14 protein-coding genes are annotated in these 14,689 nt (G+C 64.7%); 4 read left to right on the top strand and 10 right to left on the bottom strand.

The features are described 5' to 3' along the window. The first annotated feature begins 5 nt into the window (after positions 1-5). Positions 6-2,576 (top strand): AAA family ATPase, encoded by a 2,571-nt coding sequence (locus ESP70_RS02075; RefSeq protein WP_223148583.1) that lies wholly within the window; start codon positions 6-8, stop codon positions 2,574-2,576. Positions 2,577-2,715: 139 nt separating this feature from the next. Here the strand turns inward: ESP70_RS02075 and ESP70_RS02080 are convergent, their stop codons facing one another. From ESP70_RS02080 to ESP70_RS02105, 6 genes are all read right to left on the bottom strand, one after another. Continuing rightward, positions 2,716-3,462 (bottom strand): hypothetical protein, encoded by a 747-nt coding sequence (locus ESP70_RS02080; RefSeq protein WP_149687713.1) that lies wholly within the window; start codon positions 3,460-3,462, stop codon positions 2,716-2,718. Between the two features lie 369 nt (positions 3,463-3,831). Continuing rightward, entirely contained in the window at positions 3,832-4,281 is a 450-nt protein-coding gene (locus ESP70_RS02085; protein ID WP_149687714.1) for a hypothetical protein, read from the bottom strand. Positions 4,282-4,401: 120 nt separating this feature from the next. Beyond that, positions 4,402-5,169, bottom strand: coding sequence for a hypothetical protein (locus ESP70_RS02090; protein WP_149687715.1), 768 nt, complete (start codon positions 5,167-5,169; stop codon positions 4,402-4,404). Between the two features lie 472 nt (positions 5,170-5,641). Continuing rightward, positions 5,642-6,745: a CU044_5270 family protein gene (locus ESP70_RS02095; protein WP_149687716.1), complete on the bottom strand. Its 1,104-nt coding sequence runs from the start codon at positions 6,743-6,745 to the stop codon at positions 5,642-5,644. Continuing rightward, entirely contained in the window at positions 6,742-7,263 is a 522-nt protein-coding gene (locus ESP70_RS02100) for an RNA polymerase sigma factor (protein ID WP_149687717.1), read from the bottom strand. The genes ESP70_RS02095 and ESP70_RS02100 overlap by 4 nt, the downstream gene beginning before the upstream one ends. Positions 7,264-7,291: 28 nt before the next feature. Then, a complete protein-coding gene (locus tag ESP70_RS02105) occupies positions 7,292-7,675 on the bottom strand; it encodes a peptidase inhibitor family I36 protein (protein WP_149687718.1) in 384 nt (127 codons plus the stop codon). Between the two features lie 454 nt (positions 7,676-8,129). Between ESP70_RS02105 and ESP70_RS02110 the strand changes: the two genes are divergently transcribed. Together ESP70_RS02110 and ESP70_RS02115 are read left to right on the top strand one after the other, a co-directional pair. Then, on the top strand, positions 8,130-9,143 hold the full coding sequence (locus ESP70_RS02110; RefSeq protein WP_149687719.1) for an ice-binding family protein: 1,014 nt from the start codon (positions 8,130-8,132) through the stop codon (positions 9,141-9,143). A gap of 73 nt (positions 9,144-9,216) precedes the next feature. Next, positions 9,217-9,735 (top strand): hypothetical protein, encoded by a 519-nt coding sequence (locus ESP70_RS02115; RefSeq protein WP_149687720.1) that lies wholly within the window; start codon positions 9,217-9,219, stop codon positions 9,733-9,735. Positions 9,736-9,743: 8 nt separating this feature from the next. On the opposite strand, the gene ESP70_RS02120 is transcribed toward ESP70_RS02115, so the two are convergent. The 3 genes from ESP70_RS02120 to ESP70_RS02130 all read right to left on the bottom strand — a co-directional run bounded on the left by ESP70_RS02120 (position 9,744) and on the right by ESP70_RS02130 (position 12,722). Further along, on the bottom strand, positions 9,744-10,463 hold the full coding sequence (locus ESP70_RS02120) for an SDR family oxidoreductase (RefSeq protein ID WP_149687721.1): 720 nt from the start codon (positions 10,461-10,463) through the stop codon (positions 9,744-9,746). A 184-nt stretch (positions 10,464-10,647) separates the two neighbouring features. Next, complete coding sequence (locus ESP70_RS02125; RefSeq protein WP_149687722.1) at positions 10,648-11,538, bottom strand: LysR family transcriptional regulator; 891 nt, start codon at positions 11,536-11,538, stop codon at positions 10,648-10,650. A 137-nt stretch (positions 11,539-11,675) separates the two neighbouring features. After that, complete coding sequence (locus ESP70_RS02130; RefSeq protein ID WP_149687723.1) at positions 11,676-12,722, bottom strand: aldo/keto reductase; 1,047 nt, start codon at positions 12,720-12,722, stop codon at positions 11,676-11,678. A gap of 76 nt (positions 12,723-12,798) precedes the next feature. On the opposite strand from ESP70_RS02130, the gene ESP70_RS02135 reads away from it, so the two are divergent. Then, positions 12,799-13,341 (top strand): TetR/AcrR family transcriptional regulator, encoded by a 543-nt coding sequence (locus ESP70_RS02135; protein ID WP_149687724.1) that lies wholly within the window; start codon positions 12,799-12,801, stop codon positions 13,339-13,341. Positions 13,342-13,608: 267 nt separating this feature from the next. Here the strand turns inward: ESP70_RS02135 and ESP70_RS20350 are convergent, their stop codons facing one another. Further along, a complete protein-coding gene (locus ESP70_RS20350) occupies positions 13,609-14,616 on the bottom strand; it encodes a helix-turn-helix transcriptional regulator (protein WP_246161753.1) in 1,008 nt (335 codons plus the stop codon). Between the last annotated feature and the right edge of the window lie 73 nt (positions 14,617-14,689).

A 14,689-nucleotide genomic window follows, 5' to 3' on the forward strand; every position in this document is an offset into this window, starting at 1 on the left:
TCGAAGTGACGATTGAACAGGACATAACTGGCTGGGCGCTGACGAGGCCTGCGTGGCAGCAGGACGTGCTGGTCGCACTGTCGCGCGGCGAGACGTACGACGACCCGATAGCCATCGCCGAGCTGGCCGAGTGTCTCCTCCAGCCGGACAGCGCCACGCCCAACGCTGCTGCCCACAACCTGACGCTCGGCGCGGCGGAGCCGAAACAGGTCGGACTCAAGAACGTCTGCAACGTCAAGGGCGTCAACGCACTTGCCGCGGACCAGACGCTTTCGTTTTCGCCTGACGGCCTCACGATCATCTACGGCAACAACGGGGGCGGCAAGTCGGGCTACGCCCGCATCATCAAGGCAATGGTGAGCGCCCGCCACTCCTCGCTCGTGCTGCCGGATGTCTACCAAGACGGCGCGCCAGACCCGAGCGCCGAACTGGACTACTCGGTAGACGACCAAGCGCTCTCGGAGAAGTTCCCGGCCAATCCGCCCGTGCCCGACCTCCGGCGCGTGCGCTTCTACGACGAGCACTGCGGTGACGAGTACCTGAGCCACGAATCCAGCGTCACCTACCGCCCGTCCGCTCTCACGCTGCTGGACGGGCTCATCGCCGTTTGTGGCAAGGTGCGCCAGGAACTGCAGCGGCGCATCGCCGAGAGCAACCTGAAGCGCCTAAATCTCACGCTGCCGCAGGCTACTACCGCAAGCGCCTTCTACGCTCGGCTGTCCCTCAACACAACCGACCAGCAGATTGACGAAGCCTGCACATTCACGTCTGAGGACGCCGACAATCTCGGCAAGGCGATTCAGGAGGTCGCCCGGTTGGAAACGAGCGACGCCACCAAAGAACGTGGACGCCTGCAGACCGACGCCCGCCAGATTAGGGCTTTGGAGATGCGGCTCAACGAACTAGAGAACGCCGTATCTGCTGGCCGCCTCACTGCTGTCGGCAAGCTCAAGGACGAGGCCGAGACCAAGCGCTCTGCCGCGACGGTCGCCGCTGCGACCTCCTTCGACGACGAGCCGCTGGCGGGAGTTGGGTCGCAGACCTGGCGGACGCTGTGGCGCGCTGCCCGTGACTATGCCGTCTCCATGCCCGACCACGAGCACGAGTTCCCTGAGGTTGGTGACGGTGCGCGCTGCGTGCTCTGCCAGCAGCCCCTTGGCGACGATGCCAAGCACCGCTTTACGCGCTTCAACACCTACATGACCGACACCACCGAGAGTGACGCGGTGGTGGCTGAGAGCCTGTACGCCCAAGCGTTGGACGAACTCCGGTCGCTGGACTTCGCGACCCAAACGACAACCGTCGCGCTGGCATCGCTCCACAGCCATGATGAGCCGCTTGCTGCCGCCGTCCAGCAACGGCTAAGCACGCTGGAAGGTCGCCGTGACAAAGCGCTGGAGCGCTTCGCCGCAAGCGAAGCAGCCGTTGCACCGATCGCCGCAACCGCCATCGGAGCACAGCTTGGCGAGCTTGCCACGTCCCTGACCGCCAAGGCAGAGGCGACCGACGTCGCAGGCTTCCAAGCGGCGCTCACTGCTGCGAAGTCCAGGCGCGACGCGCTGGTAGCCTCCCAGACACTGAGTCAGAACAAGGCTCAGCTCAAGGCCGAGGTCAGACGGTGCAAGGATCTCGCCAACCTCAACGACGCCCATTCCGCGACTGACACCAAGGGCATTACGCGCAAGGCAACCGACCTCACGGGCACCTATGCAACGGAGCAAATCCGCGACTACTTCACCCGCGAAACCGCTCGTATGCATTTGGACAAGGTGACGCTCAGGGATTTGGGTGGGCAAAAAGGTCAGGTTCGGCAGATTCCGGCCCTCGTCGGTGTTCGACACAAGAACGGGACTGCCCGTGCTGTGCTGAGCGAGGGCGAGCAGACAGTGCTCGGCCTGGCTGGTTTCTTCACGGAAGCCGAGTTTGACGCCTCCAGGTCTGCCGTCGTCTTTGACGACCCCGTGACGTCGCTGGATCACGTGCGACGCGACAAGGTGGCAGACGGGCTTGCCCAACTCGCCAAGTCGCGGCAGGTCATTGTCTTTACTCACGATGTCGCATTTCTAACCGACCTACTCAAGTCGGCGGGCTCCGCCGACATCAAGGTAACCGCCCGCACGATCCAGCGCCGTGGCGACGTGCCTGGGTATGTGGCAGATGGCTTTCCGTGGAAGGCACAGGACATAGGCCAGCGCATGAACACGATCCAGGGTGAGATCACCAAGCTCACCAAGGACCGCCAGAACCTTGGCGATGACGAGTACGAGAAGCGTGTCAACGAGATCGCAGGGCACCTGTCGGAGACGTGGGAGCGCACGGTGACGAGCGAAATCATCAACCGCGTGTACGACCGGAGCAAGTCCGAGGTACGCCCGCAGATGGTGCGGATGCTGGCCAAGATCACCGAGGCCGACAACACCGAGTACCAAGAGGGCTACAGCAGGACCTCCAAGTGGGCACTACGGCACGACAAGGCCGAAGAGACAAACTACGTGCCGCCCGAGCCCAACGAGCTTGTAGCGGAGTACGAGCGCCTCAAGGCATGGCAGAAGCGCATCAAGAGCTACCAGCAGTAGGCAGCCCCGACGCGGGCGGCAGGGCCGCGGATGACATCGTCGGCCGACGTTGGTCACACCCTGTCACCGCCATGCCCGACCGGTACTCCCTCCTCATCAACCGCGGCCGTGCCAGGTAATTCACGGGAGTTGCACCAAATCATCCGTGTGTGGGCGTCTCGTAGGGCACCCAGTCACCCTCTTGCCAGAGGAACTCGCTCGACCCTGCCCCGCTTCCAACGATGACAAAGGTGCCGAGGTCCATCCGGACTTCTCGCCCATTCACGATCATGGGCAGATCCAACGACCACTGGTATTCGCGCGCCTGCTCAGCGCGCACCCAGATGTGAAACCGTTCCACCTCGCCCCTAGTGAGGCTGAATCCAACTGGACCGCTCGACTCCGCGCCTTCGTCGACGAAGAAGATCATGGGCGGGTCGGAGGCATCGAGGTCGACCTCGAACCTGCGAGGTGTCACCGAAGGTCCGCCAGCCGCTAGGCAAGTCGCCGTCACGCCGTTCAACTCGCGGCTGTTGACGATGCGCACAACGGGGGTGTCCACCACCACGGCGACGTCAAATTTCGCCTGGATGGTGATCAGGAGTTCGAACTCGCCGCACGGTCGACCGTCGTGCTGTTTCGACCAGGCGCTCCAATCGACGCAGGCGTCTGGCGGGTTGTCGGTCGGCAGGGCGTTGTCGAAGTAGTAGCGCCCGCTGATCCACGGCGGCAGGCCCGACCAGATAACTGCGCGGTCGGTCTGGACGTGGACGTCGACCGGATCCTCCTTGAAGGTCGCGCGCCCCTTCTGTTGCAGGAACCGCTGCACCGGCTCCAGAAACGTAAGCACAAAGGACAGCACGACCCCGCTCAAGAGACCCAGCACGAATCCGAGCGCAACCGACATGTCCTGAGCCTACGAGACGAGCCATCCGAAGCATTTAGCGATCTAGCTGTACCCGGGCCATCACGTTGGTGGCAGTCGGCAGAGCGGGAACGGACTTGATCGTCCATGGAGCTCCTCCTCGGGATGGTCTCGCCCACTTCCCACATGTCCACACAGGGACTCGGTGTCCATGCGGTCCAGCGGATTTCTAAGTGCACCGGAACGCCTACAACAGACCGGGGGCATTGACGAAACCGACGTATCCTCCCAGCGGCCAAGATCGTGGGGGCGAAATTCCGGGGACGATGCCGAGCGCCGTGAAGGAAAGCGTCGGCGAGCTGACCCGCGACATTCCGCCGCGTTATTCGGCGAGGCCGAGCGCGTCGGGATCTACGAATCCTTAACGCCCTTGGTCCAGACCTTCAGATCTGCCGCCGAAACACTCATTTGCCCGAACTCGAGGGTCCGCTTGAACCTGCTGCGCGTGTAGGGAAGCAACACAACGAGCGAGACTCCCTCGGCGTGCTCGAGCTCAACACGTACCGCGTCGGACCCGCCGGCCCGGACATCCGCGACGAACGCGGCCGCGCGCAACCCGGCGGCTTCACTGCGAACCCCCTCATAAAGGGTCCCGAGTACCGCGTCAGAGTTTGGGTTCTCGCCCAGTGCAGGATCGCCGCCCAAGAAAGAAGTCTGGCCATCGGCAGAGACGGCCGCCCCAAAGGGATAGAACTCGCCGTGCTTGCCCAGCGACTCCTCGGCAAATGGGAGGACCGCGTTCAGCAAGCCATCCATGTCGTTCTGCGCGAGAGCTGAGGTTGTGTCACGCCAGGAGGTCACGCGCACATCCTGACATTGGGATCGATCCGAATGGCTGCAGCACACGCCGTTGCGCGGTGTTCGGAGTGCCGAGTCACCCCAACCTTGTTTGCGTCATACCGCCGCGACTTCACCTGGGTGCTACGTCGTGAACCTACGCTCGACCTCGCGTTGGAGCTGGCCCCAGGAGCAGTACTGCCAAGCCTGTACGTGCTCGTCGCCAGCACGGGCCGGAAGGTTGGCGACGAGCACAAACCCGCACTGCTGCCAATCCGGGTCTTTCTTCCGATGGACCGCCACGCGGTAGACGGCAGGACGTTCTGGTGAAGGCGACGAGGTCTGCTCAAGCTTGGCAACCTTCAACCGTCGTAGTCGCCAAGCGTTGGGCGGTGAACTGCCGGTCCAGTCAAGTCGCTCGATGATGGGAGCGACTCCGACACGGTGGTCGTCTACCCGAACAACTCGAAAGAGCGCCAACTGACCGTTGCTCGCGGTCTGAGCAAGGACATCACCGGGCCCTAGGTTGGTGATATGTCGCCAAGGCCGCTTCAGCGTCTTTGGTGAGGGCTGTGGACCAGTGAGCGCGGCCTGAAGCTTCTGCAGGGCTGCCTTTCGCTTCGCCAGCTCCGGCGCTCCCGCCTCAGCCCAAAGCTGTAGGCCGCGACCGCTCTCGATGACGTCGAGCGCCTTGGCCTTCACTTCGTCGTCCAGGCGTCCGACCTGACTCTGCGCAGCGGCGAGTGCCAACCACAGGAGATGCTCTTCGTCGTCATCTAGATGCTCGTAGGCGCTCAGCACCCGCCGCGTCGCCTCCTGATCGGGCACTTTGTCCTCGAGCAGTTCTCGATACTCCGAGCGAATGTCTGCCGCAGTGTCGTCGGAGAAGATCGCGGTGCCCCATGCGCCCATGAGTGTCATTCTGCCGCGCCACTGATCAATCCCGCAGCCAAGCCCGCGTGTGCGTGCCCGCGTTCGATCCGCAGTCGCGCCCCGCACCTGCGTCTTACCGCCGCATGCGGTCCGTGCTCCAATGCCGCCTCACGTCTCTCCGCGCTCGGCGTTGCGCCGATACGAACGAACGCGAGAATCGCGCCCACTTTCAAGATCGGCTCAAGGGTCAAGGCGGTCGCATCCGGTCCTCAGGTTAAGGGCGCGTCGCGCTGCGACCATCCGAAGCTGAAAGGGACCGCGCGCTGTGGGGCGCGGCCTCGCCCGGTTCCCGCGAGCACCCCCGGGAGAGGTCCGGAACTCCCATCCACAGACCATCTCTCCGAGGGCGATACCTACTCATCGCAACCGGAGCCGGCAATTCACGCACAAGGCCCCAGTATTTTCGACCAGCAACTCGACTGCCCGAGGGTGCGTTGGTGCTGTCATGGTCCTAACCTTCGGAGCGCGAGCTGGTCGGGTCGGTGTGCTCGGCCGCCAAGAACGCGGAGAACCGGAGGATCGCGGGCGCTTTGAGTGCAAGGTTCGCGTCCGGCTTGATGAGGACGACTTCGAAGCCCAGCAGCTGCCCGGTTTTCGGGCTTGCGATCAGGACGAGGCGCTGGTTCGCACGGTCAGCTGGGACGATGGCAATCCCGACCCCTTCGCGGCCGGCCCGGTCCTTCACGGCGCCGAGGAGCCGGGGGCCTGTTTGTTCACTGAGAAGGCTCCAGAGTGCCGACATCACGCGCGCAGGCACGACGTACGTGTTGCTGTAGGTATCGATGTGTGTGAAGAGGCACCTTGCCCGTTCTGGTCCGCTGGGTGACTGATCGCACCCGCTCACTTTGAGAAGCGCAGGTCTGAGAGCTGACTGATTCTTCGGCAGACGCTCGAGCATCGTCGCGTCGACAGAACCCGGGGGTTGGGTCTCATCCGTGCTCGCCGGGAAGTTGCTCCACGCCCCGTCGTTCGGCAAGCCTCGGCCGTCCGCTGCCAAGGGGGCGCCTCGTCGTTCGACGAAACGTTGTGAACCGTCGGGCGAGACCCAGGACTCTCTGATCGTGGGGATGACCGCAATCGACTTGTCCGCGGCATCGTCATCGATCGCGGCGAACCAGTTGTCGCTGACGACGTGCTGATCTCTTTGACCTGCCGTCGTGCCGACGCGTTGTCCAGCGGCGGCGTCGGCGAGCTTGGTCAGGGCGTCGCTGGAATCTTTGCCTGGCGCGAAGGCGATGTTGTCCGCGGCGGCGAACTCGTACTGCAGCAGGGGTGGAGTGTCTGCTGAAGCCGGAGTGGAGCCCCACGGTTGCAGGACGCTGAGTGCGATGGCCGCAGCAGCGGCCATCGATCCCACGGCGATGATCAGGCGTCGAGGCGTTCTGCGCCTGGGATCGCCGTCGGCCGCCTTCATACGAGCGACGAAGTCGTCGGCGCTGTCCAGATCGATCCCAAAGCGCTCTGGCGCCACATCGAGGTCGATGCCTGCAGCGAGGGCGGTACGACGCAGCTCCGCTGATTCGTCCGTGCCCGTGGACCAGCTCTCCCGATTCACGCTCGTCGCGCCTCCTCGCCAGATTGGTTGTCAGCGTGAAGCGAGGCGATCCGCTGACGCAGTCTTGTGACGCGGGTGGTGTACGCCGTCACGCTGATCCCGAGCAAGCCGGCGGCTCCCGTCTTGTCGAGCGTCCCCAAGAAGGCGACGTTCAGTAGATGCTGCTCGGCCGGCGTCAGCTGACGCCACACCCACCGGGCTGTGTCGGATACTGCCACAATCTCGGCGATGTCAGGGTCGCGAGCCATGTCGAGGGCGGACTCATCGATGAAGCGATTGTCGTGGTGCTTGCGGCGTATGCGCTGCGCCTCTTGCAGGATCTGGTTCTTGGCGATGCCGAACACCCACGCTGGCCACTCGGCCGGATCTGATGGTCCGGAGTCGCGCTTCTTCCAGACGATCTCGAACGTGCTGTTGATGACGTCCTTGGCCTGCTCAGGTGAGAGACGAACAGCGGCGAATGAGAAGACCTGCTGCCTCATTCGACCGTAGAGCTCTTTGAACTCGTCGTCTCCCACCTAGTGAGACTACGCTCCATCGGCGTGTTTAGCAGGCGGCGACCGTGGACAGGTAGACGGCCTGTGACGACTCACGCCAACCGACGAGGTCCGCGATTTTCTGGCCGGGATTGAGGCAGGTGTAGTAGCCGTTCCCGGCGGCATCCTGATGGAGGAAGGCGCGAGCACTCCGGTGGTTGTAGATCGAGTTGACGGCGTACAGGCTGATCGGTCGGTAGCTTCCCGTGGCGCTGAACCTCTGGAACGAACCGCTGTAGTTCGTGCCGGACCAGATGCAGAGGTAGCCTGCGTCGCACTGGCTCAGGGACTTGGAGGGTGACACGGCAGCGCTGGCAGAACTGGACAAAGCCGGCGCGACTGTCGATAGGACGATGGTGGTGACGATGACTGAGATGAATCGTGTTGTCTTCATGCCCGTTCATCACGGCCACTTGGCTCCAGTCACCCCTCACAGGATCAATCCGCGCCGAGGGTGAATTGGTCGCGCTCAGTGGGATAAACACCAGCCCCTTCTGGTGGGAGACGGCGATCTGACGCTCAGGGAACAAAAGATTCGCGGTGTGTGTGAATCTGGGGCTCGTCGGGGGATGTCTTGGTACAACACTCGGTCCGATCTCTAGTTTCGGGTGGCCTGTCAGCTCCCGACTCGAGGTGTACGAACCGTGGCCCGCTCCCAAGACCTGACACTCGACCGCACTCCGTCCCGCCCTCGCAGAAGCCAGGCGACCGTGAACCTGCCCACAGCCACTCGGTCCGGTCCCGTACGAGGACGTCTCGCGAAGCGGCTGGCGATCGGAATCGGGGCCTTCGCCCTTGCTTCCTTGGCAGTCAGCCGGGTGAACTCCGCCGATGCCGCGGACCCCGCGATGGACCTGGGAACCGCCAAGGGCTTTTCCGTCCTGGCGGGTTCCGGCATCACCAACACCGGGATGACACACGTGGCCGGGAGCCTGGGGACGTACGAGACCCCCACCGTCACGACGGACACTCCGTTCGACTTCACGGGCGCCGACGCTGTGAACCACGCCGGCGACGGCGTCACGCAGACAGCGAAGTCGGACCTGCTCAGCGCTTACAACATGGCGGCTGGAGCGTTGCCGCCGACGGCGGTCCCGGAAGAGCTCGCCCGTACGGACCCCTACCTGCCCGGCATCTATCGCGCCAGCAGCAGCATGCTCCTCAGCGGTGCGATGACCTTGGATGGAGGCGGCCGCAAGGACGGCGTGTTCATCTTCCAGGCGCCGGCATCGACGCTGACGACCGCGTCCAACGCGACGGTGAGGTTCGTCAACGGGGCGCAGCCGTGCAACGTCTACTGGCAAGTGGGCAGCTCGGCCACCTTCGGAACCGGCACGTCGTTCGTCGGCAACGTGCTGGCCCACACGAGCATCAGCGCCAAGACCGGCGCCGTCTTCGAGGGACGCCTTCTCGCCAACAACGGCGCCGTGACGCTCGACACCAACACCATCAGCGCCCCAACATGCGACACCACTCCCGACGCCGGCACGGACACCGATACGCAGGGAACCGACGCGGGAACTGACACAGGCACCGATGCCGACGCGACCGACACTGGCACTGACACCGACTCGGAGGGAACCGATGTCGGCACGGACACAGCGGGAACAGACGCCGGCACGAATGCCGACACCGGCACCCAGACCGACTCCGCGGCTGACTCTGGCACCGATACTGGTGGCGGGACCGGCGACGACGTCACAACCCCGCCGAACGGCAGCGGCACCGAAGCAACGGACACGGACCTACCCGACACGGGCGGACCGAACATGCTCGTCCTGACTATCGGGTTCATCGCCATCCTCGGCGGCGTCTCGATCATCCGGTTGCGGAGGACTCCTCGAGCCACTCATCGGGCATAGGGCGAATTGCACCCGGGTCGGCCGCGTGGGCAATGTCGGCACACAGGTTGTGTAATGGTGTAATCATGTAAGCATGAGCAATGAGAGTGCAACTGAGAAGGTCGTCGGCTGGTTCGAGGGCCGACTGCCTGCAGAGTGGCGCGCGACGCCGGCGGACATCACCCGTGACCGCGAGGAGATCGTGGTCCTGCTGACCCAGCCCGATGTGGAGCTGGCCGACCCGACTGAGGTCGCGTTGGCGGAGGCCCGAATCGGTCGTGCCAAGGCTTTCCGTGAGGAGACCCGCCGTCGGCGCATGGAGATCGCTCGCGAGGCCGAGCACCGGTTCGGGGCCAAGGTGTCCTGGGGAGTCGTCGTGGGCGACCACCGCGAGCTCTGGACCCACGTGGCGGCGCCCGTCATGACCCGCTTGCGTCAGCCACAGCGACAGGTGCTCGACACGTTGGTTGAGGCCGGGGTCGCCCGGTCGCGGTCGGAGGCGCTGGCCTGGTGCGTGCGGTTGGTCGGTCAGCACGAGGACGATTGGCTGACCGAGCTGCGCGACGCGATGACGACCGTGTCCGACGTACGAGCCAAGGGCCCCACAGCCTAGGGCGACTGTCAGACCAGTACGGATCCACCGTCGATCACGGTGACCGTGCCAGTCGCGTACTCCTGCTCCATGACGTGCACGTACTCCGCGGCAACGTCGTCGACTTCGGCGACTCTGCCCAGCGGAAGCTGTGAACCAACGTACTCGTACATTGCCGAGCGATCCTCGTCTGACATGGCCGACCACAAGGGTGAGCGGACGACGCCCGGTGCGATCACGTTGACCCGGAGCGGGGCGAGCTCGACGGCCAGAGCCTTGCCCGCCGACACCATCGCGCCCGAGACGGCGGCACCCAACGTCCAGCCTGCGCTGGGACGAAGCGCCGCCGTGCCACTGGTCAGCGCGATCGAGCCGTCCGCGCGCAGATGAGGAACCGCCAGCCGGACCGCTTCGAGGGCGAGGAAGAACCGCAGATCGAAGAATCGGCGCGCCTTGTCGATGTCATAGCTGGCCAATGGGGTCATCTCCAACCCTTCTCCGGCGGTGTAGACAAGGTGGTCGAACTCGCCGACCGTTGCGAAGAACTCTTCGAGAGCAGCCACGGAGCTGATGTCGACGACGCGACCTTCTGCACTCGCGGGTAGCTGCTGCAGCGCCGAGTCAACGCTCGCCTTTCGGCTGGAGACAACGACGACATCCGCCTCCTTCGCGGCGGCTGCCTTGGCAGTGGCCAGGCCGATGCCGCTCGTTCCACCCAAGATGACGACCCGCGCCGCGGCTAGTCCCATGATCTTCCTTCCATCCGTGTGGCTCCGTCTGGGCCAGCACGTACAACTCTGCGGGTCTCGTCCTGCTGACGTCCAAGACCTCTTTCAACGGTTTCTGATACCCGCCGGGCATGACGGAGACAGCAACTCCAGGAACGGACATGGGTGGTGCACGTCGACCTGCGGAACGTGCCGAGCGGATGCGTCAGACCACGACGTCCGCAGCGCGGGCGAACAGCTGAACGGCGATCTCGGACACGGCTTCGATCTCGGCCTCAGTGCGCGCCGCCTCGAAGGCCAGGCCGACCTTGCTGGGGCCGATGTCCGCGATGGAGCGGTAGGCGATGTCAGGTCGGTGGTAGTACTGGGCTGTCGACTCCGGGAGGACGACGATGCCCCGCCCGGAGGCCACGATCTCCAGCTTCTCCTCGACCGTCAACGCGGGAGGCGATCCGGGAATGCCCGCTGCGGGCCGGAGTCGATGTGCGAGATCGCGCCACTCGGGCACCGCGTCTGCAGGCTGCAACAGATTCAGGGGTGCCAGTTCACCGATCACAACCTCCGGCTGTGCCGCGAGCGGGTGGTCGACCGGCAGCGCGACGACCCGGGGCTCCTCGAACAGCGGGATCACCGTGAGCCCGCCGCCAGCGACAGGAAGGCGTACGAAGCTGACGTCGATGCGACCCTCTTGCACCGCGGTCACTTGGTCGTCCCACGAGGTCCGCACGACGTCGACAACGAGCTCCGGGAATGTGTCATTGAGGAGTCTGACGACGGGGGTCACGATCAGACCGGGCATGAACCCGATGACAAGTCGCCGCAGCCTCCCACGCATGCGGCGCGCTTGGCGCTGGAGTGCCCCTGCGGACTCAACCAGGCCGCGGGCACGCTCGAGGAGGGCCTGGCCGGCTTCAGACAGCACGGTCCCCTGTTTGGACCGCTCGAACAGATCCACACCGAGCTCCCGCTCCAGGACCGAGATCTGGCGGCTGAGGACCGGCTGCGCGATGTGCAACCTTTCGGCGGCCCGTCCGTAGTGCAACTCATCGGCAAGGACCAAGAAGTACCGGAGCCTGCGCAGATCCAGATCGGCCACACCTCAGGCTACCGCCGGAAGGACTCGTAGCCTGCGGAACCGGTGCCAGTCACGGCGACTCGGTTCGCCACATGCTCCGGGCTGGCTGCTCCTCCCCCGCAACCGGCGCAGTCTGAGGATTGCTTGCGCGCGAAAGTTCACAGGGCCATCCCCGGGATGCGGGCGCGGATCGCGTCGAGCTCGGCCTCGTCCGAGATGCCTTGGAAGTCGTAGCGCGGGGTGTAGGGCCATTCCAGCGCTTGCAGGTCGTCATCGGTCAGGTTGACGTCCAGCGAAGCAATCGCTTCATCGATCTGCTCCACCGAGCCGGCGCCGACCAGCGGCGCGGTGACGACGGGTTGACGGTGCAGCCAGGCGAGCGCGATCGTCGCTCGGCTCACGCCGTGCGCGTCGGCAACGTCACCAACGGCGTCGATGATGGCGTGGTTCGCGTCCTCGTGAGCCGCCGAGTAGAGCAGGTCGGCGTACGCGCCGTCGCTCTCGGAGCGTGCGGTTGACCTCGCCTCGTCCCAGGCACGGGCGAGCCGACCTCGGGCGAGCGGGCTCCAGACAATGGTGCCGACGCCCTCATCAAGGGCGAGGGGGATCATCTCTCGCTCTTCCTCACGCGCGAGCAGGTTGTAGTGGTCCTGCATGGAGACGAACCGGGCCCAGCCGTTCTGCTTCTGCAGGTGCAGCGCCCTGGCGAACTCCCACGCGTGCATGGATGATGCGCCCAGGTAGCGCACCTTGCCGGCCTTCACCAGGTCGTGCAGCGCTTCGAGGGTCTCCTCGAGAGGGGTTGCGTGGTCGTTGCGGTGCACTTGATAGAGGTCGATGTAGTCGGTGCCGAGACGCTCAAGCGAATGCTCGACCTCGGTCATGATCACCTTGCGCGACAGCCCTCGGCCGTTCGGTCCCGGCCGCATGGGATGGCGCAGCTTCGTCGCGATCACCACGTCATCGCGATTCGCGAAGTCTTTGAGCGCGCGGCCCAGGATCTCCTCGCTCGACCCGTTGGAATACATGTTCGCGGTGTCGAAGAAGTTGATCCCCGCGTCGAGTGCGTACTTGATGAGTGGGCGCGCTTCTTCCTCGCCCATTGACCAGACAGGGTGCCCACGGTCGGGCTCGCCATACGTCATTGCGCCGATTGCGATCGGCGACACGTCCATGCCAGTCGTGCCAAGTTTGCGGTAGTGCATGATGCTCCTCTAAGGTATGTGGAGAGTTCTCCATTTACCGTAGTGGAGAACTCTCCACATAACAAGGTGAGGCTCCATGGTCCGATCAGATGCGCGCGAAAACCGGGAACGTGTGCTTGCCGTTGCCCGCGAGGCATTCGCCGAGGACGATGAGACGTCCATGAACCAGATCGCCCAACGCGCGGGCGTCGGCGCGGGAACCCTGTACCGCAACTTCCCGACCCGCGAGGCGCTGGTCCTCGCCGTCTACCAGAACGAGGTCGAACGGATCGTCAGCAGCGTTCCCGGCCTCCTTGCCGAGAAGTCGCCGCTCGAGGCGCTGCGCCACTGGACGACTGACCTGGTCGAAGCCATGCGCAAGAAGCACGGACTGGGCGAGGCTCTCAGCCCCAGCGCGCACAAGGAGATCACGGAACAGACGTACGGCCCTGTGATCACCGCCATCACGGAGCTTTTCGACGCCGGGAAGCAGGACGGCACGATTCGGATGGACGCCGACGCGGGCGACTTTCTCCAGCTCACTGGCGCCCTCTGGCGCGCCGCGTCGGGAACAGAAGATCGGTCCCCCCGCATGCTCGCGCTCATCCTCGACGGACTCCGAGCCGACTCACAGAAGTAGGCTGCGCAAGCGCCGAAGACGCGAACGGTGTGGTGGGCTGCACCGCAAAGTCTCGCAACCAGAAGACCAGGCGGCCAAAGGCGCTCGCATTCACCCACCGCGTGCCGTTCCTGCGGGCCGGAACCTGCGTCATGTTGCTGCTTTGCATGGAGGGCAGCGCGACTGCGAAAGCCCACCGTCTGATCGGGTTGCTGGGTTGCGGGGCCCAGCTTTCGCGCCGCCTTCGCCGCTAGCGAGCTCGATTGGGTTTGCCGCCGACCTCGGGCGTCAGTCCCCGAGGAGGGCGAGCACGGCCAGGACGCGACGATTGATCGTTGCGTCGGCCGGAAGCTGGAGCTTGGTGAAGATCGAGCTGACGACCGGTTCGACGGTCTTGATGCTCAAGTGGAGCTGTTCGGAAATTGCCTTGTTCGACAATCCCTGCGCGATGAGGTCCAGGACATCGTTCTCTCGCGGCGAGAGGCCGGCAAGTCCGCCGGAGGCGCGAGTCTTCTCGATGACGCGGGTCAGGCTGAGACGGATCATGATCCATCCCGCGGCCACGGGAACCAACGGCGTCATCACCAGCCCAAGGCGAGGCGAATGCCAGACCATCAGGCCGACCAGCAATGCGACGGTTGTGAGTCCGACGGCCGCCCCGAGCAGCGCAAGCTGATCACGCAGAACGCCGTTCGCTCTGCGCCAACGCGCGGTGACCCCCACGACCCACGCCACCTGGAACAACGCGTACGCCGTGTGGGCCGTGACGTTCCAGATGTCGCGTGCGGCGCCCAGCCCTCCTACCCGGAAGGGATGAGGCAGGTCGATACCAGCGGCGGCGTACTCCACGGGCCACAGCGCCGACAGCAGCGAGCAGCAGAAGGCGATCGTCATGATCGCGATACCGAGCCAGCGCCACCGCGCGGACAGGAAACGCCCCTCGGGGAAGCACAGCACCGCCCACGTGATGACGGCCAGCACCAGCGCCAAGGGCCAAACCCCGATCCATCCCCACCACGTATCGGTGTCGCCGACCGCTTGGTGGGCGACCTGACGTCCCAGGAAGAGGACTCCCTCCAAGACTCCGGCGGCGCCGAACAGCAGTGCCTCGCGATGATTCGGCCGCAGCAAGAGCGTCCATGCGGCCACGCCACCAAACGCGAGCGCCAGCAGACCGTTGTGCACGTTGGCCAACCAGAAGCCCTGCGCGAGTCCAGCCGAGACCAAGGAGACGACAGCACCCAACAGCAGCAACGGCACCAGCAGATCTCGTGCCTGGGGCTCGTTGATGCTCACCGGTCCATCGTGGCGCAGCGGGCGCCCCTGCCGCACAGGGTTAACCCTGGAATGTGCGGCGTAGACCGTCTCC

The organism is Aeromicrobium ginsengisoli, assembly GCF_004134905.2.
In the GTDB taxonomy this organism is placed as follows: domain Bacteria; phylum Actinomycetota; class Actinomycetes; order Propionibacteriales; family Nocardioidaceae; genus Aeromicrobium; species Aeromicrobium ginsengisoli.

Excerpts from the sequence above, each read along its gene's own strand:
- ESP70_RS02080 (WP_149687713.1), bottom strand. The coding sequence starts at position 3,462 with ATGTCGGTTGCGCTCGGATTCGTGCTGGGTCTCTTGAGCGGGGTCGTG.
- ESP70_RS02090 (WP_149687715.1), bottom strand. The coding sequence starts at position 5,169 with ATGGGCGCATGGGGCACCGCGATCTTCTCCGACGACACTGCGGCAGAC.
- ESP70_RS02105 (WP_149687718.1), bottom strand. The coding sequence starts at position 7,675 with ATGAAGACAACACGATTCATCTCAGTCATCGTCACCACCATCGTCCTA.
- ESP70_RS02110 (WP_149687719.1), top strand. The coding sequence starts at position 8,130 with ATGGACCTGGGAACCGCCAAGGGCTTTTCCGTCCTGGCGGGTTCCGGC.
- ESP70_RS02115 (WP_149687720.1), top strand. The coding sequence starts at position 9,217 with ATGAGCAATGAGAGTGCAACTGAGAAGGTCGTCGGCTGGTTCGAGGGC.
- ESP70_RS02120 (WP_149687721.1), bottom strand. The coding sequence starts at position 10,463 with ATGGGACTAGCCGCGGCGCGGGTCGTCATCTTGGGTGGAACGAGCGGC.
- ESP70_RS02130 (WP_149687723.1), bottom strand. The coding sequence starts at position 12,722 with ATGCACTACCGCAAACTTGGCACGACTGGCATGGACGTGTCGCCGATC.
- ESP70_RS02135 (WP_149687724.1), top strand. The coding sequence starts at position 12,799 with ATGGTCCGATCAGATGCGCGCGAAAACCGGGAACGTGTGCTTGCCGTT.